This is a genomic window from Microcoleus sp. BR0-C5, assembly GCF_036705045.1.
Lineage (GTDB): Bacteria > Cyanobacteriota > Cyanobacteriia > Cyanobacteriales > Microcoleaceae > Microcoleus.
Genome location: NZ_JAUBTR010000048.1, coordinates 1 through 19,523, shown reverse-complemented (window position 1 = coordinate 19,523; position 19,523 = coordinate 1). Strand labels below are relative to the sequence as shown.

Sequence of the window (19,523 nt, the reverse complement as noted above, 5' to 3'; positions counted from 1 at the left end):
AGTCGATTTTAGATTTTAGATTTTAGATTTTAGATTTTCTCGACAGATGAATCTGGAAGCTTGAACCTTAGTCTAAAATTTTTAGATCTCCACGACAGGAGTCCACGGCTTGTATCCGTTTTTGGGCGGGTCACGTCAGCCACCCGGCTGTTAGTTTGATTTTATCCTAGATGCGCCCCGGCTGTTTTTATTTGGGATTTATGAGATTTTGCTGGAATAATTTAGCTGCAATTTAGGAGGGAAATACTAACTCAAACTAAACTTAATTTCCGGTAGCTGACCTCCCCTGTTTTCCTAGTCTAATCAGCACAAAGTATGACAAGTAAATTACATAGATAGCTAAACCAATCAGACCCAACAATCCCAAAAATTGAGGGGTTGTAGTAGGGTGAAACATTTGTTTATAGAGCCAAGGTGGGTCTAACCAAATGCGGCAAAAAGGTTCGTCAATTACCTCAATTTGCGATTTAAAAGCACAGCTTAAGAAGGGAAGTTGAGCTAGAGCGCCCAAACCGCTGTAAAAAGTAATCGCCCACCGCCAAGCTGTAAAAGCCAGTTTCAGGGGCGACTGCGGTCGATCGGCAATTTCTTCGTTTAAATCCTCCCAAAACCACAGACTAGCAGGAATTAAGGCCCTCCCAATCACCGACGATACAAAGCTCACAGGCAGCGCAGCCATCATCAGGTAAAGTGTAATTGCCAGCAAACTCGCCACCCGCCAATAAATAATCGACAAACGGACGATCGCCTCAGCTTTTGCCACAACAGCCCAAATCAGCACTACCAGCGGGATCGAAATTGTTAATAACACAGACAACCGGTAATCCATCCAGACTAGCGGTTGAAACCAAGGCCCGGTGGCTGCCAATAAAAGACTCAACATCTTTGGGAAAATATACTCACTTATTTGTCACAAATTTTACTACAAAAATGCTAAAAAATCAGCAACCAGAACACGGTCTTAATGTTTTAGTTACTGCTATTTTCTAAGGTACTTGGCGCGCTTTGAAGGCTACTTGAGACACGATAGACGGCAATACGCTTGAGTTAAAACTGTTTATTCCTCAGATACCTCCTTCCCATCCTCGCCTCCCTTGGGGGACGCAAGAGCAAATTCTTGTCCCCCTTGGGGGGCGAGGGGGAAGCTGGCGGATTTGAACCGTATTGGGATAGAGGGCAAATCTCGCCATTACCTAAAGGCTCAACCCCTCAAATAAAATTCTCCCGCGCCAAAAGTTAGATTTCGGCGCGGGAGGGAAGGCATAGAGCTAAAGGGCTCGTTTATTCCTCGTAGATGCGGCACTCAGCAGCGTCAGGATTGTCGTCGCAAAATTTTTCAAAAGAATTCTTAGGTTTGACTTGCTTTTGGTGGGAAGCTTCTGCTTGCAGTTCTTCAACTGCGTCCCACGCAGCCGCGCATTCCCCGGAAGTTGCGCCCTTGAGGTCACAGACGGTACGAGCGCTTTCTAGTTCTTCTTCAATTTTCTCTTGGATGTTGCCTGCGGGTGTTGTTGTCATAAAACTTGTTGGTAGGAAAGTGTAGGAGAATATTGTTGTCCCCGACCTATTTCTAGGTAATGTTAGCACGGGCCTTTGTTTAGTGAGCTTGTTCGGCTAACGGCACGTCCTTAACCCAAATAAAGATGTTTAACCGTTAACGACAGAGCAAGGGACTAGCTAAGCAGCCGCTTGGTGTCATAACTCAAAAAACGTAGACTTCTAAAGTATACGGCGGGTCAACTGTGGTTTAAGTCTTAGGCTCGAAGCGAGCGTGTATTTAGACCTGGATCGTTGACCTTATTAAGTAAGAAAGGTTTTCTTTTGGGATGTTAGTTTGGGTTGGATTTGCTGTTTCGGTCTGGCGACCCCAGCTAATAATAGCTTGAGATGCGCTGCTGTTGCAGCAGCCCAGAGAGAAACCATCCATAACTGCGATCGCAGCAGCCGTCTCTACTTCCTGCTTTACTCTACCCCGTCGGCGGGGGAAGAGTCCACAGGCATCAATGTAGGTCGAGCTGACCTTACTTTTGATGAAAACATTACACGAGGTTGGTGTGTCAAACTGTATTGAGCTTTATCTTTTAAGATTTAGCTGAATACGGCATTTAACACTAAACAGATTAATGGGACACTCATGTTAACTTATGTTAACACAAGAACGGCAATCGATGGGGAATCGATCGCCCAAGAATAGCGTCCCCCCAGCGGCCAGTTCCAGTTAGCCTAATGTATAGAGATAGTTTTATAGAGAAGTTTGCCTTATGTACACCCAAAACCAAATGCAATGGGTCAGCGCTTTATCAACCCGTCCCTCTTTGGAATCCGCCCTCAAAGAAGTTATAGAACAAGCCGATCGCGACCTAGAAGGCCCGGCTGATTTAGCCCTGATATTTATCTCGTCTGCCTTTGCCAGCGAGTATTCTCGGCTGATGCCTTTACTCCGAGAACTGCTGCCAGTGCCCGCGATCCTGGGCTGTGGCGGGGGAGGAGTCATCGGCACGAACCGGGGCGGCCTCACCGAAGAAGTCGAGGGAGCTCCCGCAGTCAGCCTGAGTCTGGCGCGCTTGCCGGGAGTGAATGTCAGAACTTTTCACGTCGGTGCAGAAGAACTGCCGGACTTAGATAGTCCCCCGGATACTTGGGTGGATCTCTTGGGCGTGCCGGCCCAGGAAGAACCGCAGTTCATCATCTTGGCCGACCCCTTTTCCGCAAAAATTAACGATTTGCTACAAGGGCTAGATTATGCGTATCCCGGCGCGGCGAAGGTAGGGGGACTCGCCGGGGGGGATGGTGCGGGCAGGGGCGCGGCGCTGTTTTGCGACTATCAGCTTTACCGAGAAGGGACGGTTGGGGTAGCTTTGAGCGGCAATATAGTTTTGGAAACGATCGTAGCTCAAGGCTGCAGGCCGATCGGGCATCCTTATCGGGTGACGGAAGGAGAGCGGAATATTTTGCTGAAGCTCGAAGAACAAACCGACGATACGGGCAGCGCGGGCATCGAGCGATCGCCCTTAGAGGCCCTGCGAGAGTTAGTTCAAACTTTGAGCGAAGAAGACCGAGAATTAGCTCAGCACTCATTATTTGTAGGCTTAGTCAGCGATGAATTCAAGCTGACATTAGAGCCGGGAGATTTTTTAATCCGCAATCTATTGGGAGTAGATCCGAAAGTGGGAGCAATTGCGATCGGCGATCGAGTCCGTCCCGGACAGCGCATCCAATTTCACCTGCGGGACGCGCGCACCTCCGCAGAAGACCTAGAAATGCTGCTCGATCGCTATCAGCGGGCCGCCGAGTACAGTGGTACATCCAGCGCCGGGGCCTTGATGTTCTCTTGTCTGGGGCGCGGTGAAGGGCTTTACGGCGAATCGAACTTTGACTCCCGACTGTTCGGCCGATACCTCAAAAACATCCCCCTGAGCGGCTTTTTCTGCAACGGCGAAATCGGCCCCGTCGGCGGCAGCACATTTCTGCACGGCTACACCTCCGTATTCGGGATTTGCCGCCAGAATTCATAATTTGTGAACTGTTGACTGTTGACTGTTGACTGTTGACTGTTGACTGTTGACTGTTGACTCATGACTCATGACTAATGACTCATGACTCATGACTGTTGACAATCTAAAATCTAAAATCTAAAATCGCCTGATGACCAATAAATAAAAGCGGCAGTCGCCTGCCGCTTTTAGCTGTAACTAGATGTCTGGAAGCCTTAGAAACTAAAGGTAGTACGGAGGAGTCCGACCCAGATATCGTCGTTTCTGTTGTTGTGTTCGGGATTCAGAATCACGTAAACGCCCGGTGTCACTGAGATAAAGTCATTGACTTGGAAGCGATAGAAACCCTCTAAGTGATAAGAGGTGTTGCGATTTCTGGCGACATCACTCTCAGTAACTTTTGGCGGTACACCGAAGACAAAACCGAGGACGTTGCCTTGTCGGGCAAAATCTCCCAGGGCCACAGTGATAGCACCATTCTGGATGGTAGCGTCATTGTTGCCGCCCCGGAGTTGTTCAGCCTTCGTATAACCGTACCAACCGCCAATCTGAAAGCGACTGCTGGGTTTGAAGTTAACTTGCACCCCATAGTTATCTGATGCGGTGGGTGATTGATCGAAGGGCCGGTTAGCCAAAGAACTGCCGACGCCGCCCATGAGGCTAACATCGCCTGCCCGATTGTATTTCCGGGTGTAAGTCAAGCCCAAGTCAAACGGTCTGCTAAAAAAGCCGATCTGACCCAAAGCGCTGAAAGAACCGTTGAAAACGCCCCTGCCGTTTGCGGGGTTAGGAGCATCGCTGTCGCCGGCGAGATAGCCTGCGGTAGCTCGGAGGCTGCCCAAGTTGAAACTCACACTTGCGCCTGCTCCCTGCGGGCCGCGGAATACTGCCGGGTTGCGAACTCCAAATCTGGAAAGTGAACCCGAACTCGTAGAGTTACCAAAGGTAGAAGCCTGGTCTGCAATTTCATCTAGGTCAAGTCCTTTAGGACCGACAAAGACTGTAGCGCGACCGACCGGGAACCGATAGTACAGTTCGTCTAGTGTGAATTGGCTGCCATCATCGCCGTCAAAGGCCAAGCGAGCCATGTTGGTACCGGTAGCGGTGGCTCTATCGTAGCGGGCGGTGTTGACTGCTTGCAAGCGGGTTCTGAGCAAGTCTCGACCGGTGAAGCTGGTGTTGAAGTTCAAGCGCACCCGGTAGCCGAAGTTAGTAGAGGTTTTGTCGTCGTCAAGGCCGACACCATCTCCGAAGGTGTCGCTGACGGCAAAAATAGCTTCTCCTGCCAATTTGGTGGTGGTGGAGAACTGGTTGGCTTCGAGTTCTGCGGTGCGAGCTTCTAGACCGTCTACTCGTCCGCGCAGGGTAGCGAGTTCGGCTGCAAATTCTTCTTGCAGGCGTTGCAGGATGGCTAAGTCGTCTCGGGTAACCAAGTTACCTGTTGACCCAATTAGTTGGGTTATGCTGTCTAAGCAAGCGTTGACGCCGGCTGCAAATTCGTAGCGAGTCAGGGCGCGGTTGCCGCGGTAGGTGCCGTCGGGATAACCTACGATACAACTGTAGCGTTCGACTAGGGATTGCAGGGCTTGGAACGCCCAATCTGTCGGCCGCACGTCGGATAGCTGAGTGACTGATGTCACCTGGGACATGGTTCCCGACGGTTGGGCCGGCAGCGCTTGGGGAGCAACAGGGACGATGGGGCCGCCCATTCCGGCGGCTGGTGTCTGAGCAATTTCTACCTTAGTAGCTGGGGTAGTAGCTGGGGTAGTAGCTGGGGTGCTGGCGACTGCTGGCACTTCAATTTTCCCAGGGGTTTCTGTCTGGCTGATTGGCTCTGCCAAGTCTGATGCTTGGGGCGAGGATTCGGCAGTGCCTGCTGCTGCTAGGGGTTCAGTCACTCCTGGGGCGCTGGCCGGAGCGATTGGGGCTGCTAACTCGATGTCGCTCCCTGTTGTTTGCAGTGTTGTTGGCAGTGCTGCAGCGCTGGTTTGTGGTTCGATTGAGGCGAGTTTTTCAGCGTCTGCTTCGTTAACGACCGGGGTTTGGGCCACTTCGACGCTGTTGTTTAAAGCCAGCTTTTCTGGGGCAGCAGGGGCTGCTGCAACTGGTTCTGCAACTATTTCTCCAACTATTTCTGCAATTTTTGACTCAGATGACTGAGCTGTAGCTAGCTGGTTGGCTTCAGCGGTTGCGGTCACTTCTGCGGCGATCGCAGTGGCACTCATGACTGATGATAGCCCCAGAATTGCCGGGGATACTAGCAGTAAATTCCAAAAAGTTCTGTTCATTTTCCTCACACCTTCACACTCTATTCAACTCGACGAGCAGCAATTCCCAACTGCTAATTTTTGTGGTTGCTTGCCTGTTGACAATAACTGCCAAAATAGAACCTATCCATAACTGTTGATTCACAGTTGATTCACAGTTGATTCACAGTAGGCGTGTCTACTTCTGCTTGAACGTAGGGGCCCAGCCCTTATACCCCCAGGCATCAATTCAGGTCAAGCCCACATTACATTACAGTTGATTATACCATCACGTGCTAATTTCATCTCTCGATCGCCCGACTTGCTTGAGTTGCTCTGCGGGCGATCGACAACTGGTTCTAGGGGTTCGACCACAATCTGCCTCTAACTGACAACTGCCCAGAGTTCTCGGTTACGCCAGACTTAACAGACAGTTATAGGTAGGATTGTGGCTGCTTGTCGCATCCCTTATACAGCTTTATATCCTATAATGTCAAGCTTTTTAACCTAACTTTAAACCTCGCGACCCGGCAGGGGCTATTTTCACGCCATCAGTGGGGAACTGAGACCTAAAGGCTGGTAGATTTACCCGATCCAAACCAAAGTTTAGGCTTGACCAATTTTGGTTTTCTGATGCCCCCAGCAGTCGAGACTTGCCAGGGCGATCGCCATTTTTGATACCGCCCGTCGGCGGGTTTAATTTCCGGCTATTTTAACACAACTTTTTTGTTGTTTGAGTGCGACTGCAACTGGTGGTGCTTGACCCGCTGTTGGCGCAGGGAAAGCTCACTTGCTTGACAGACCAACTATGCCCAAGATTCCTAGCGGTTTTAACGATGTTTTTGCCTGCGGACGATCGCAGGAGTTTAGTGCTAAGCTGGCTAAAATGCAGAAGTCGAAAATAGAGCTGCTGTCAGAACAAAAAACCCCAACGCTGGGGGTAAGCAAGTTATACCATTTTCGCTTTAAAAATTGGGAGTAACTGATGACATAAGGGTTGGGAGCTTGCCTACACTTGGATTATTTGGGGTAACTGGTATTAGTAAAAAAGTGAGGTTTTATGGAAGATTTTGGTGTTATTATTGCTTGCTGCGACCAAGATTATTTGTTGGCAAAGGGTTGCTGTGCTAGCATCCGATATTTCCTGGGAGATGTTCCCATCTGCCTGTTGATTGACGGTACGTTTTCCGTGAGTCCCCTAGAAAAAGTTTACGGAGTGCGCGTCATTAATCACGATACCGTCTCTGAGCCACTTCTGAGAAAAAGAAGCTTTGGTTGGGGAAAAAGTCATATGATTCCATTTTGGGAAAGTCCTTGGCAAAATTTTCTCCTGATGGATGCAGATACAATTGTTTGGGGAGATGTCCTCAAATTGGCTAATTTTGAAGACTTCGACTTTATTATTGACCAGCCTTGTTACGATTACTCGGATGCGGATATCACGGAATTTTTCTTTGACATTCCGGGAGTCGAAAAGTATTTTCCCGATTTTCGTTGGCAAGACTATAGATCTCGCTATGTCTGTCCAGGCACATTCTTTGGGAAACGAGGTGTTTTCAGCTTAGAGGAGTATAGAAAGATTCTGGATTTTAATGATGAACATCCAGACATATTTAAGTATGGAGACATGGGCTTTTTTAACCTGATGGTCTTCCGCGCCGCTCAAGAAGGCAAACTGCGGGTGCAGAATGTGGATATGCAGTTGTTGGTGCCGGATTTTGACCAGGATTTGCTGAGAAAGCAGTTTCCGGTGGAAGAAAGCGGGCCTGCGGGCGATCGCACTCAGGCGACTGTGATTCACTGGTGCGGCCCGAAGCCAACTTTATCTAGTGGGAAAGTTTACTCGGAACCGATGAATTTCTGCCGTCGCAAGTGTCAGGAGGATGTTTGGAACCGCACGGGTTTGGCTGCCGAGATGTCGCTGCAAGTTGAGGATTTACAGCGATTGATCTACGTGTATAAGAATAAGTTTAAGAAGAAGTTTCGGCAGTTGGCGGGAACTAAGTAGGATTTTTTAACCGCAGATGTTAGCGGATGAATGGGGATGCACGGGGATTTGAGCTTACCCTTCGAGGGGCAAACTTGGCCCGGCTGGGGGTAAAACTTGGCGGTGAACGCTTATTTTGTGGCTTTCCCGCTGAGTTTGCATTTCGACGGCGATCGCCTCAAATTCGACTTCCATGCAGCCGTAGGGAATCTCTAACTCGATACTTGCTCGCACGTTTCCCAACCCGTTAGCTTTAAATTCGGTAATCCAGCGCGGCCCGTCGAGAATCAGGTAGGTTTGTCGATCGTACACCCAAACTTTCACATAAATCCGGGGCATTAATTCCGGGAGTTGCACTTGCACTTTTACAGCCTGGCCCGCGATGATTTCGGCGCGCGGCAATTCCAAAACCGGCATCGGTACTAATTCGTCTTCTGGCAAAACGTAGGGAGTTGGGGGATTTACTTCTGCTACGACAGTTGCGGTTTTTTGAGCAACTTGTTTCGGTTGCGGGGGTTCGTCAAAAACCACAAATTCTCTGGCTTCTGGGCTAGTGGATTTGGGGTCGGAAATTGTTTCGCTGGTTTCGGGTTGCTGCTGGGTTGGGCTGCTTTCTTCCACAACGGCAATTTCGTCGCTGCTATTTGCGGCGACTTTTGGAGTGGGTGACAGGGTGGTTGCTTTCAGCCAGTCGGGGGATTCGCCGTTGCTGGCTAAGGAACTCAGTCGCGACCAAAATCGACTTTCGACGTTTAAGGTTTGAAATGCCTGTTTGGTGGGTGCTGGCGGGGTTTCTGGGGCTGTTGTTTTTAATTCAGGGCTGTTTTCGGGTTTTTGGTCGATCGCTCCGATTTCGGCTGTTTGAGTGGGATTTGGGATGTCTGAGGGTTTGGTTTGTGGGTCGATCGACTCTGGGGCAGTTCGAGGCGAATCGGAGATTTCCGAAAGCAATTGCGATCGGCTGCTGTCGGGCAGTTTGTTACCGAATGCGGGCAATTCTAGACCGCCTGCACTTGGGGTGTGACGCGAAGCCAGTAGAGGGGGTAAGGCTTCAGTGGTTGGGGCTTCGGCGGGGGAGGGAGGGTCTAAGGATTTTTCTACTAGCTTGAGGAAGGAGATATTTTTGGTGCTTCCCGGCGGTTTTGAGGCTGTTGGGGAGGGTTCGGCTTGATGCTTTTCTTCGATGAAATTGTTTTTAATTTCCTGTAGAAGGTGCTCTAAACGGGCTGTAATTGTGAATAGTTTGGTGGCTAGGGTGACGCTACCGCTGCTGAGAATTGCTTCTCCTAAAATGAGGCGGCTTTTGCACTCGGTTGGGATGTAGGTGACGCAGGCAAAGATGCAGGGGGGAACTTGTTCTGGCATCGGCTGCTGGATTTCTGCGAGAATTTTTGAGGTTTGGGGGTCACGCAGGTAAATTTGCAGTTGTGCTGAACCGATGAGTTGTTTGAGTTCTAGCGCTTCGGATTCGGGGATGAGAGTTGCTGTTTTTCTGCTTTGTTGCGGGTGTTGGGGAATGTCGATTTTGCCGGAAATGATTAAGGGGCGACCGAGTTGGGTGACGAAGGTTTCTTGATCGAGGACGAGTTCGAGTTTGACGTGCGGTTTAGGTTGGGCGGTTTGGGGAATTGGGAATTGGTAGATTTTGGTTTGCTGCGGTGCTGAATCGGCTGCTGGGATTTCGGTTGGTGCGGGACGATCGACCTGTGCTGCAATTTGTGGTGCGGGGCGATCGACCGGTACTACGTTTTCTGAGTCTGCGGCGGAAGCTGGGGGTTCGATTTGGTCGATCGGCGGTAGGGGTTCGGATGTTTCCGATTCTGCGGGCAATACTTCCAACTGAACGCCGTACTGCCAAGGTTTTAGTGGTGTTGATTGGGGATCTGGCAAGCAGGAGAGTTCCCACAGTCCGGGTTTGAGCCTGGTGTAGGGAATGATCACGACTAATCCTTCGGGGTTGGTGCGGGCCGATCGGCTTTGGACTTTCCGCTGCGCCCCTTGGTCGAAGGAGGTATGGGTAACGCGAATTTCGATGTCGGTGTTGGGGTGCTGAATGCGAGCAACCACGCGGTATTTACCTTCTAGAATTTCCACGTCGGAGGTTTCTAGGGGCAACCAGGCGCGATCGCCCTCTTTCTGTAGCAAAAATTCTAATTTTTTCATCTTTCTTTCCCCTTGAAGGCTCCCGCTTGATTCGTCACAGGTTGGTGGTGGTTGGTTGAGCGACAGCTACAGATATTAAATTACTTATGTTTTATAGCCTATCACCAGTTTCGGTCAAGAGGCCCACTTACCAAGGACTGCCGATAATGCTGAAAGCTGCCCAATAATACGGATGGGATAAATCTTTGCTGTCGAGTTTGGGGATGGACGGGGGCAAGGGAATGTCGCCTCGCGCACTTCGCAGTTGACCGCCTTCGATCGTCACTTTGCCTTCGATCGCGGCAATTTGTGCTTTTCTGAGAGCTTCAGCTTTAATGATTGGAGGGTCGTTTGGCCTGCGGATTCTTAACTGTTGGTAAAACTCTGTCATCAGGGCGAGAGTCCCCGCATCGCTAACGTACCACAGACTGGCGAGGGCTGACTTTGCTCCCGATTGCACTGCTAAACCGGCAAATCCGAGTTCTGCTTCTTTGTCTCCCAAGGCGGTTCTGCAGGCGCTTAATACTAATAGTTCGAGGGGCGGATTGTTCCATTTTAAATCTCTCATTTGATCCAGACCCAGTTGGGTATCCCAAAATTGAATGTAGGAGTTATTTGGGGTTCCGGGGCGGAATTCGGCGTGGGTGGCAAGGTGGATGATTCCGTATCTTTGTTGCAGTCGCTGGGATTGCAAGTTTACTATGGTGAAATCTTCGTTGAGAAAGGATTGACCGGGCCACTGTCGGGCGATCGCGCCTAGTTCTAATGGAACTGCTGGCAGCGGTTCTTTGTTCGCCGTTTCTGCGAAATCTGATGCTCCCATTGCTAGGACTTGCACGTTTCTGAGGTCGGTGTAATTGCTGTCTGTGAGTTTGAAGGCGGGGATGCGGGCGAGGCTGTATTTTTGGATCAGAAATTGCTTTCCGTCGTGCATTGCTGCTAGGGGTACGGTTCGCAAACCTGCCCCGACGCAGAACAGCAAGGTTTCAATTTTTGCTGTTTGCAAATCAGTTTCTAGGGGTGCAACTATCCATTTGTATAGTTGTTGCGCTGGTTCTAGATAGGTGGTGGTGTTGAGTTTTACCGGGTTGGTGATTTCGCTACCTAATTCTTGGACTACTGAGAGCAGTTTCTCTTGTTTGGCTTCGGGGACGCTGCGGAGAATGGGCGGGCGATCGGGTAATATTAAGATTAATTCTAGTTGGTCGGTGCGGGGGATAGCGTAAATTAAAGCTGGTTTTTTCTTGGTTTGAACTGCTAGACGGGAGAGAGTTTTTGATATTGCTTCGGCCGTTTTCGCACGGGTTTCAAAGTCTTGTTCAAAGTATGTTTGATAGTCTTCTTCCCAGCTTTCTTCGATTCTGGTTACGGCTTCGGTGAGGTTTCCCCCATCGAGCAAATTTCTCATTTCTTGCCCGTTAAGCCCGCCCTGGTCTGTGTTTTGGGCAATTGTAGCGAGGTTCGCGGTACTCCAACAGAAAAATATTGCTATCAAACAGTAAAAAATAGCTTTTTTTATTTTTTTCTGAGTCGTGTGTTTTTGGCGTTGCTGCTGGGATTGGTAGTGCATGATTTTGGGGCGGTTAATGGCGCCGTTGGCGGCAGCAGTTGGCAAAAGTTTGGATGTAGGTGGGAATTTTGACTGTGCTGGCGATCGCCGCACGATTATAGCATTCAAGGTCAACCGCAAATATCTACCGTAGGGTGTGGACACCAGCACCAACAGAGTCCCCGCACCAAGAAATTCGCGATTTATGTAAAATTTTGTAAATTATGCAGAAGTTTTGCATAAGCAGGACTTACGCAAAAACCCGGTTTCTTCACGTAGTAAGTCCTGTTTTTTACCTAGCAGCCAGGTGCATTTAACTGAGATGTTGCACCATTCTCAATAATCCTTTTATGAACAGGCTTTCCGGCCTGTTCCACAAAAAATTCATCTCTTGTGGAACGGGCCGGAGAGCCCGTTCTTAAGAATGGTGCAAGATGTGAGTTTAACTGGCATTACCTATACGGGTGTCTTTGACTTTTTGCGGCACATCTGCACTTCTCAAGTTGAATCGGGTTTGGTCTTGGTGTTGAATGAGGAATACCCTAAATCGAGCGACCATATATTGAGTAATTTCAGTAGATATATTATGTGTATTTACTTGTTTTAAAAGAGTTAAGTCTTTTTGCGCCAACTTACTTAAAGCTCGCCTGGTTAATTGTTTTGTCTCGGATATCTGCCCAGTTATTTCGTACACTTCGCCGAGACTGCCTTTTGCCTAAGATTTTGCATGAAAATCTCCTAGTTTTTTAAGATCATTGGCGGCGGTTGCCAAGAGTTGAGCAACATAAATAAAAACACTTAATTATTTAGAGGATTTTACGCTATGCGGTCGATCGCTTTTTCCTTGTTGATTCTTGCTTCTCTCCTAGATAACTGAAGCCTTCTTCCTTCTGCTATACATTGTGTGCGATCGAACTTGGCACGGTGCGATCACGATCCGATTGGGGGATGTGTCTTAGTATTTCTTCACATATCCTGATTTCGGTCTATGATATATGCCTTATGGCGTCTTTGTGTTTAAAGCCCGTTACCGCATACCGCTGATGAGTCAATCAACCAATTCACCGCTATCCCAACCAGTTTCTCGAAGAACCGCCCTCAAATTCCTCGGAGTCGGTGCCGCAGGCGGGCTGCTGGGCTACTCTCGATTTTCCAAGCCAGAGCCCGCCGTTTTTGTGCAAGATTCTCTTGACTTGCCGCGAATGCTGAATAACCGCAAAACCGTTGTAGTTGTAGGCGCAGGCTTGGCCGGGCTCGCCTGTGCTTACGAGCTCAGTCAGCGGGGTTTCGCCGTAACATTGCTCGACAAATCGCCCCAACTCGGCGGCAAAATTGCTAGTTGGCCGATACAAGTCGGGAACGAAACTTTTATGATGGAACACGGTTTCCACGGTTTTTTTCCGCAATACTACAACCTCAAAAGTGTGGTTGAAGAACTAGAAATTAGCGATAACTTTGTATCTTTAGAATCCTACGCCGTTGTGTTTCGAGACGGCAAATACCAACCAGAAGTTTTCCGTCCAAACCATTCAGCTTTTCCCTGGAATATAGTTGACTTGGGGATATCTTCTCCCAACCGGCTCAAGTGGGGAATCAATCTTACAAAACCCGCTCACTGGCAAGTATTTCGGGAAATCGGCGGTTTTCAAACTCAAAAAACTTTCGATCGCCTCGACAATATATCAGTGGCCGACTGGGTAAAAGGTGAATTCCCGCGCGGACTTTATGACTTGTATTTTCTGCCTTTTGCCAAGTCCAGCCTCAACGCTCCCGACGAATTGAGCGCGGGAGAATTAATGCAATTTTTCCACTTTTACTTTTTCGGAAATCCAGAGGGTTTGGCCTTCAACGGCACGCGGCAAGATATGGGTACGAGTTTGGTGCAGCCTATTGCCAAAGCCATTGAAAGCAAAGGCGGCAAAGTATTAACAGATGTCGCAGTCAGTGAGATTCGCTGGGAAAACGGCAAGATTGATTCTCTGAGTTACCAGTCGGGAGATGTGCAAAGTAAAATACCTTTTTGGGTGAAGCGAAACGCGCTGTTAACTGACAGCAACTCTACGGAATATTTCGGCGCTGGGGACAGCGTATTTGCCGCCGCACCATCGGGAAAAGAGGCAATTTCTCTGAGCTGCACTCACCAAGGCTGCACAGTTCAGAAACAAAACGACGGTCAATTTCACTGTCCTTGTCACGGCGCCGTTTTTGATGCCGAAGGGCGAGTTGTCAGCGGGCCTGCTCAGCGGGATTTGCCTCGATTTAAGGTAGTCGATGAAAAAGCCGATGAGGTACAGTTGGTCTCCGCCGCGACCAATTCCAAGACGCAAAATTTTGCGGAAACATTGAAGGCTGATTATTATGTTTTGGCGGCCGATGTTCCGGGGATGCAGCATTTGTTTAGTTTGGCTAGCGGTGAGGTGAATCCGCAGGTGCAGAGTCGGATCGAGAGTTTGAAAATAGCCGATCCGTTTGCGGTGGGCCGTTTTTGGTTCGATCGCGAATTTCCCTGGGAACACAGCAATTTCAGTTCGCTTTCCGGCTACAAACTGACTGATAGCATTACGCTTTACCACAAAATTCAGGATCAGTTCATAGAGTGGAATCAGAAAACGGGCGGTAGTGTTGTGGAACTGCACGCTTATTGTTACAAGGAGAAGGAATTTCCGAACCAGGAAGTTTTGCTGGCGACTTTTGAGCAAGAATTGTACGAAATTGTACCGGAATTAAAAGAGGCAAATATGCTGCACCGGGAATTGGTAAATCAAAAGAATTTCTCTGGATATCCGCCCGGTAGTTATGCAGAAAGACCAGAAACTTGCTGTGCTGTTCCGAATCTGTTGTTTGCGGGAGATTGGGTGAAAATGCCGTTTCCGTGCGGTTTAATGGAAAGGGCGGTTAGCAGCGGTTTGTTGGCAGCTAATGCTATTTTATCTCAGGAGGGTTTGCAGAGGCGATCGCTCTTGACGGTGAATCCCGAAGGCGTGTTAAAAATCTAAGGTTTGCAGTGGGGCGGGCTTTATAAATCGTCAATCATCGGCTGGTATCCTCGGTGAAACCCGCCCCCACCCCTACCAGTTTAGATTTTAGATTTTAGATTATAGATTTGAAGAAATAGGAATGACTGACTCAAGAAGGGTTTGGAGGTATCCTAAAGTTGGATTCTTTTTTTAAGATGAGTTACGGTTTGCGGGGGTGGTTTCGCTGAGGGGAAAAGGCAGAGCTTGCGAACCCAAAAAATATCTGCGTTGATCGGGGTGGATATGCGGTTAAAATATTATTGAATGAGTATAAAGCAATAATAAATGCTAAATAGTAACTGCAAAATTCGCAATAAATCTGTAACTTTTGATGCTTTTGCAACAGAATACGATTTCGTGGCCTCGTTGCAAAACCAGAACGATTTCTTTACTAACAACCTATCGGCCAGCAAAGGTGCAGCATTAGATATTGGCTGCGGTTCGGGAATTCTTGCTTTTGAATTAGCCCAGTATTACGATAATGTGGTAGCCGTCGATTTGTCAGCAAAAATGCTAGATATAGCCCGTCAAAAACGCTCAGCCCCCAATATCGAATATATCCAAATGGATGCCAGTCAATTAGCGATTGATCGGCAATTTGATTTAATAGTTAGTGCTGCTACTTTTCACCACCTGCCAAACCTCCCCGCCGCCCTCAATGTCATTAAAAAAATGTTAAATCCGCACGGAAAAATCGTGTTTTTAGATAATATTTCGGAAGTGGAAACACCTGCTACAATAGGCTACATATTAGGTGCTGCGAGAGATTTTAGACCCGACTGTTCCACCTACGGATTTCGCAATGCTTTAAGATTATTAAAGTTTCGATTATCGCCGGGGTGGTTGAAGCATTTAGCTAGCGATAGGTATTTGTCTGAACGGAGATTTAGAAAAATTTACGGTCGTTGCTTTCCGGGCTGTTATTTTGTAAAATTGGGTTGTTTTATGGGCGTAATTTGGGAACATTTGTAATGCAAAACAACGCGATAAAATCGGAATCTGCAAGGGGACAAAAAGCTCACATCCGCCAGTTGGGCATTAATCTCGATCGGTGGTATGCGATCGCCCGCAGCAGCGAGGTGGAAACTGGGCCGCTAGCTGCGAAAATCTGGAATCGGGCGATCGTACTTTTCCGCGACAGTGCAGGCAAAATCAACGCTTTAGAAGATAGATGTCCGCACCGACAAGTTAAACTCAGCCACGGCCAAGTTAAAGGCGATTTAATCGAATGTGCTTACCACGGATGGCGGTTAAATGCAAGGGGAGAATGCGCCGAAGTCGATTATTTAGCAGAAAATCAAAAGCTACCTAACTGCAAAATTCGCTCCTATCCAGTCAAGGAACAAAACGGTTTTATCTGGCTGTTTGCCGGCGAAGAAACGCAAGCAGAAAAAATAGATTTATTGGATTTGCCAGAGTGGGAACATCTCAATTATATTGCCACTGTTTCAGTCATCGACTGTCAGGCACACTATTCATTTTTAATTGAAAACTTGATGGATATGTACCACGGACACTTGCACGATGATTGGCAAGCTTGGGCCAATCCAGTCTTAGATAGTTTAGAAGAAAAAGAGCATCAAGTAACTGCTCGCTATCATGCCCAAAGTTATTACAAAATAGATAAAATTTGGTCAATTTCTCAGTTATTTTTTAAATCTTTGCGCCGACTGCACCCGGAACCGCTGGAGGTGAGCTATGTTTACCCGCATTGGGTTTCAACTTTGGGGAGCGACTTTAAGATTTACTGCTTGGTCTGTCCGGTGAGCGAGACAGCAACTCGCGCTTATTTAATTCATTTTACCTCATTAAATGCGTTTTGGCGGCTGCACAAATTGCCTGTTTGGTTTCGCAAGTTTATCAAAGATAGTTTGTTCGGTGCTGCTCAAAAATTATTAGATGGTTTGGTGCGGCAGGATGTGTTAATGATTGAGGAAGAACAGCAGGCTTTTTTGCAGAATTCAGAAAGAAAAAGTTACGAATTAAATCGGGCTTTAGCCAGCGTGCAAAAGTTGATGAGAAGTCAGGCAGAAAATGGATAATTCAGGATCAGATGGAGATCTGCACAGGCTAATATGTATATTTCACAAAAATCATGGAAGTACAACCGAGGGAAATTCGGCGTTATATTATAAGTGATGGCAGAGTTCCTTTTGCCGAGTGGATAGATTTCCTGCGCGATCGCAATACGAGAGCTAAAATTAACAATAGGCTAAGACGAGTAAGTCTTGGCAACCTGGGAGATTATCGCTCAGTAGGAGGAGGGGTTTTTGAACTTATAATTGACTGGGGCCCCGGCTACCGCGTCTACTTCGGACAAATCGGATTAACAATTGTGCTTCTCCTCTGCGGGGGCGATAAAAGCACTCAAGATAGAGACATTCTCAAGGCTAAGGAGTATTGGGCAGAATATGAAGAACGTGATAGCGCAAACCAGTGATAGCTGGCTCAACGCACTAATTGAATCTCTCAAAAACCCCGCCGAAGCTGCGGCTTACCTTAGTGTGGCTTTAGAAGCAGAATCACCGGATTCTCAAATGCTGCGGGCGGAAATTCAAGACGTAATTGATGCACGTTTGCTGGCGAACAATCTTTCAAAGCAAGCTAAAGTACATCACGAGAAACTCGATAAAATGCTTTCGGAAAGTGGCGCTTCTGAAATTTACACTTTGATCGCGTTATTGGATGCGTTAGGATTTAGGCTAACAGTTACTTTAAAAGAAGATGAATTGGCGATGGGGGAATGAAACCCCTCGCCATTCATCTGCGTTAATCTGCGTCCATCTGCTGTCAAAAAAATCTAAATTCCGTCAGAACCAACTTTACTTTTTAGGTTGCTGCTTCTGGTAAACGCTGATAACTTTATCGGCATAAGTAGCAGTTGCGCCACTTTTACAAGCTGCGGAGTCCCCTGTCATCCACCAGCAAGCGGCGCGGCGTACAGCGGTTAATTCATTGTTGCTGCTAGCTTTGTATTCGTCGCGCAGCAAATCGCCCACGATACAGGTAACAATTGATTTGGCTTTTGTCGCGTCGGCCTCAAATTGTTGCGGTGTTAAATCTTGTTTGGTACAGAATTTTGCCCAGCGGGAAATATTGCCCGGTAAAACTTGCCACTGACTGTACATTCCGTCATTTGCGGCTTGTGGGGGGGCGGCTTGTCGCAGCGCTTCTACGAGGGCGGAAACTTGCGCGTCGGTGACTGGTTGGGCTGCTGCTGCTGGAAGTGATTGCAATCCGAGGCTAATTATCAGGCTGCCGAATAGTAGATTGGTTTTTGCGATCGATTTAAAATTCATTCACAATCCCCTGTTTGATTTAAACTTTTGTTTCCTCAAACAAGGTTTACTATTTTGTCTATCGAATACCTCTGTCTTAAGTATGATTTATTTGCCCACTTAATGCACTGTCGATGCCCTTACGATAGAAATTGTTAATCAATTACGATAAAATTATGGAAGTCCAACCCAGGGAAATTCGCAACTACCTGAAAGCAGATGGGACAAATCCTTTTGAAGATTGGTATAACTCGCTCCGAGATACCACAGGCAAAAACAGGATTCGGTTAAGGCTTAAGCGAGTCATGACTGGTAATCTAGGAGATTGTAAGTCCGTCGGAGAAGGAGTTTTTGAACTCAAAATTGACTTTGGGCCTGGATATCGGCTTTACTTTGGACAAGTCGGGCTGAGAATTGTACTTCTGCTAATAGGTGGAGATAAGAGAAAGGAAAGAGCGAGATATTGGCAAAGCTATTCAATATTGGAGAGACTATAAAAGACGTGAAAGCACCAACGAGTAGGAGTTACCAAGAATTTCTGATCGAATCTCTGAGAAATGCCCAAGAAGCAGCAGGTTATATCGAGGTGACATTGACAGAAGCAAGCGATGAACCTAAATTGCTCCAAATGGTACTCAAAGATGTGGTAGATTCTCGGCTAAAATTCAAGAATTTATCACATTCAGCTCAACTTCAATGGGAAAAGCTCGACAAGATGCTGACAGAAAGTGCAGGTTCGGAAATCTATAGTTTGGTAGCACTGCTCGAAGCGTTAGGATTTAAACTAGGAATTCATATGGCTGATATTGAGTGGTCTGCTGAATGTACTACGGATCGCCCTACGATAGAAATTGCCGATCGACTGCGATAAAATTATGGAAGTACAACTGAGGGAAATTAGACGTTACATCCGACCTGATGGCAGAATTCCTTTCTTAGAGTGGTACTACGCCCTACGAGATGGCAAAGCCCAAGTTAAGGTTGATGCAAGGCTTGAGCGAGTTAGTCTCGGCAATCTGGGGGATTATAAGTCAGTCGGAGATGGTGTCTGCGAACTCAGGATTAACTACGGCCCTGGCTACCGGATTTATTTTAGACAAATAGGAGCGACAATTGTGCTTCTGCTCTGTAGTGGGGATAAAAGTACCCAAGAACAAGATATTCTCAAAGCGAAGGAGTATTCGGCAGACTATGAAAGAAATGAAAATGCCTACCAGCGATAGCTACCGCGAGTCCCTAATTGAATCTCTCAAAGATGCCGAACACGCTGCTGGTTTTATCGGGGCTATCTTAGAAGAAAAAGACCCTGAACCCGCACTTTTGAGAAATGCCATCAGAAAGGTAATTGAGGCTAAAATCAGGATGGATGCTCTTTCGGAGTCAGCAAAAAAACATCACGAAAAACTCGATAAGATGCTGACTGAAAGCGGTGGTTCGGAAATCTATAGTTTGGTAGCACTGCTCGAAGCGTTAGGATTTAAACTAGAAATTACTGTCGCAGATATTGATTTGCCCGCTGACTCGGAATCAACGGAGATTGGGGAATCAGAATTCTCGCCCGAACCAGCTAATTTATAGCTGATTGTAGCCTTATTTCGATCGCAGTAAAGGTTAATCTAGATTATCGGTTGTGTGGGGGCGGGTTTATATAAATTGTTGGCGGGCCTCAAATATTATTTGTAAAACCCGCCCCTACAGCCCATCGTAGGGGCGGGTTTTACCAACCATTTATGTTAGAACCCACATTCCGCAGGTCTTTAAATAGAATTGATGGTTATAAAATTTAAAAATTCAAGCCTGAAGAGATTAC

At 47.6% G+C, this 19,523-nt stretch carries 19 protein-coding genes; 13 read left to right on the top strand and 6 right to left on the bottom strand.

The window, feature by feature from the left end; translation table 11 throughout:
- Nucleotides 1-262: 262 nt before the first annotated feature.
- Both QUB08_RS21095 and QUB08_RS21090 read right to left on the bottom strand, forming a co-directional pair.
- Entirely contained in the window at nucleotides 263-883 is a 621-nt protein-coding gene (locus QUB08_RS21095; RefSeq protein ID WP_333226787.1) for a DUF3177 family protein, read from the bottom strand.
- Nucleotides 884-1,281: 398 nt separating this feature from the next.
- Nucleotides 1,282-1,518 carry a Calvin cycle protein CP12 gene (locus QUB08_RS21090; protein WP_190662788.1) on the bottom strand — a complete coding sequence of 79 codons (237 nt, stop codon included), beginning with the start codon at nucleotides 1,516-1,518 and terminating at the stop codon, nucleotides 1,282-1,284.
- A 316-nt stretch (nucleotides 1,519-1,834) separates the two neighbouring features.
- Here QUB08_RS21090 and QUB08_RS21085 point away from each other — a divergent pair, with 316 nt between their 5' ends.
- Together QUB08_RS21085 and QUB08_RS21080 are read left to right on the top strand one after the other, a co-directional pair.
- Nucleotides 1,835-2,071 carry a hypothetical protein gene (locus tag QUB08_RS21085; RefSeq protein WP_333226785.1) on the top strand — a complete coding sequence of 79 codons (237 nt, stop codon included), beginning with the start codon at nucleotides 1,835-1,837 and terminating at the stop codon, nucleotides 2,069-2,071.
- Nucleotides 2,072-2,261: 190 nt separating this feature from the next.
- Nucleotides 2,262-3,515, top strand: a complete 1,254-nt coding sequence (locus tag QUB08_RS21080) for an FIST N-terminal domain-containing protein (protein ID WP_333041276.1) — start codon at nucleotides 2,262-2,264, stop codon at nucleotides 3,513-3,515.
- Between the two features lie 194 nt (nucleotides 3,516-3,709).
- Here QUB08_RS21080 and QUB08_RS21075 read toward each other — a convergent pair whose 3' ends face one another.
- Complete coding sequence (locus QUB08_RS21075) at nucleotides 3,710-5,782, bottom strand: iron uptake porin (protein ID WP_333226783.1); 2,073 nt, start codon at nucleotides 5,780-5,782, stop codon at nucleotides 3,710-3,712.
- A gap of 766 nt (nucleotides 5,783-6,548) precedes the next feature.
- Between QUB08_RS21075 and QUB08_RS21070 the strand changes: the two genes are divergently transcribed.
- Together QUB08_RS21070 and QUB08_RS21065 are read left to right on the top strand one after the other, a co-directional pair.
- Nucleotides 6,549-6,722 carry a hypothetical protein gene (locus tag QUB08_RS21070; protein ID WP_333226781.1) on the top strand — a complete coding sequence of 58 codons (174 nt, stop codon included), beginning with the start codon at nucleotides 6,549-6,551 and terminating at the stop codon, nucleotides 6,720-6,722.
- A gap of 78 nt (nucleotides 6,723-6,800) precedes the next feature.
- Nucleotides 6,801-7,748, top strand: a complete 948-nt coding sequence (locus QUB08_RS21065; RefSeq protein WP_333226779.1) for a hypothetical protein — start codon at nucleotides 6,801-6,803, stop codon at nucleotides 7,746-7,748.
- 54 nt (nucleotides 7,749-7,802) lie between these two features.
- Here QUB08_RS21065 and QUB08_RS21060 read toward each other — a convergent pair whose 3' ends face one another.
- Nucleotides 7,803-9,890 carry a hypothetical protein gene (locus QUB08_RS21060; RefSeq protein ID WP_333226777.1) on the bottom strand — a complete coding sequence of 696 codons (2,088 nt, stop codon included), beginning with the start codon at nucleotides 9,888-9,890 and terminating at the stop codon, nucleotides 7,803-7,805.
- Nucleotides 9,891-10,017: 127 nt separating this feature from the next.
- A complete protein-coding gene (locus QUB08_RS21055; protein ID WP_445300940.1) occupies nucleotides 10,018-11,589 on the bottom strand; it encodes a CHAT domain-containing protein in 1,572 nt (523 codons plus the stop codon).
- Between the two features lie 872 nt (nucleotides 11,590-12,461).
- Between QUB08_RS21055 and QUB08_RS21050 the strand changes: the two genes are divergently transcribed.
- The 5 genes from QUB08_RS21050 (at nucleotide 12,462) to QUB08_RS21030 (ending at nucleotide 17,182) form a co-directional block, all read left to right on the top strand.
- A complete protein-coding gene (locus tag QUB08_RS21050) occupies nucleotides 12,462-14,414 on the top strand; it encodes an FAD-dependent oxidoreductase (RefSeq protein ID WP_333226773.1) in 1,953 nt (650 codons plus the stop codon).
- Nucleotides 14,415-14,720: 306 nt separating this feature from the next.
- Entirely contained in the window at nucleotides 14,721-15,407 is a 687-nt protein-coding gene (locus QUB08_RS21045; RefSeq protein WP_333226771.1) for a methyltransferase domain-containing protein, read from the top strand.
- Entirely contained in the window at nucleotides 15,407-16,477 is a 1,071-nt protein-coding gene (locus QUB08_RS21040) for an aromatic ring-hydroxylating dioxygenase subunit alpha (protein WP_333226770.1), read from the top strand. The genes QUB08_RS21045 and QUB08_RS21040 overlap by 1 nt, the downstream gene beginning before the upstream one ends.
- Nucleotides 16,478-16,530: 53 nt before the next feature.
- A complete protein-coding gene (locus QUB08_RS21035) occupies nucleotides 16,531-16,875 on the top strand; it encodes a type II toxin-antitoxin system RelE/ParE family toxin (protein ID WP_333226768.1) in 345 nt (114 codons plus the stop codon).
- On the top strand, nucleotides 16,847-17,182 hold the full coding sequence (locus tag QUB08_RS21030) for a transcriptional regulator (protein ID WP_333203162.1): 336 nt from the start codon (nucleotides 16,847-16,849) through the stop codon (nucleotides 17,180-17,182). Before QUB08_RS21035 ends, QUB08_RS21030 begins: the two co-directional genes overlap by 29 nt.
- A 75-nt stretch (nucleotides 17,183-17,257) precedes the next feature.
- Here QUB08_RS21030 and QUB08_RS21025 read toward each other — a convergent pair whose 3' ends face one another.
- A complete protein-coding gene (locus tag QUB08_RS21025) occupies nucleotides 17,258-17,734 on the bottom strand; it encodes a hypothetical protein (RefSeq protein WP_333226766.1) in 477 nt (158 codons plus the stop codon).
- Between the two features lie 155 nt (nucleotides 17,735-17,889).
- On the opposite strand from QUB08_RS21025, the gene QUB08_RS21020 reads away from it, so the two are divergent.
- The 4 genes from QUB08_RS21020 to QUB08_RS21005 are packed head-to-tail and all read left to right on the top strand — an operon-like array spanning nucleotide 17,890 to nucleotide 19,291.
- Nucleotides 17,890-18,210 carry a type II toxin-antitoxin system RelE/ParE family toxin gene (locus QUB08_RS21020; protein WP_333226764.1) on the top strand — a complete coding sequence of 107 codons (321 nt, stop codon included), beginning with the start codon at nucleotides 17,890-17,892 and terminating at the stop codon, nucleotides 18,208-18,210.
- A gap of 5 nt (nucleotides 18,211-18,215) precedes the next feature.
- Nucleotides 18,216-18,584: a transcriptional regulator gene (locus QUB08_RS21015; protein ID WP_333226762.1), complete on the top strand. Its 369-nt coding sequence runs from the start codon at nucleotides 18,216-18,218 to the stop codon at nucleotides 18,582-18,584.
- Nucleotides 18,585-18,588: 4 nt separating this feature from the next.
- The gene (locus QUB08_RS21010) at nucleotides 18,589-18,936 is read left to right on the top strand and encodes a type II toxin-antitoxin system RelE/ParE family toxin (RefSeq protein WP_333226760.1); all 348 of its coding nucleotides are present in this window, start codon (nucleotides 18,589-18,591) and stop codon (nucleotides 18,934-18,936) included.
- On the top strand, nucleotides 18,905-19,291 hold the full coding sequence (locus QUB08_RS21005; protein ID WP_333226758.1) for a transcriptional regulator: 387 nt from the start codon (nucleotides 18,905-18,907) through the stop codon (nucleotides 19,289-19,291). The genes QUB08_RS21010 and QUB08_RS21005 overlap by 32 nt, the downstream gene beginning before the upstream one ends.
- Nucleotides 19,292-19,523 lie beyond the last annotated feature (232 nt).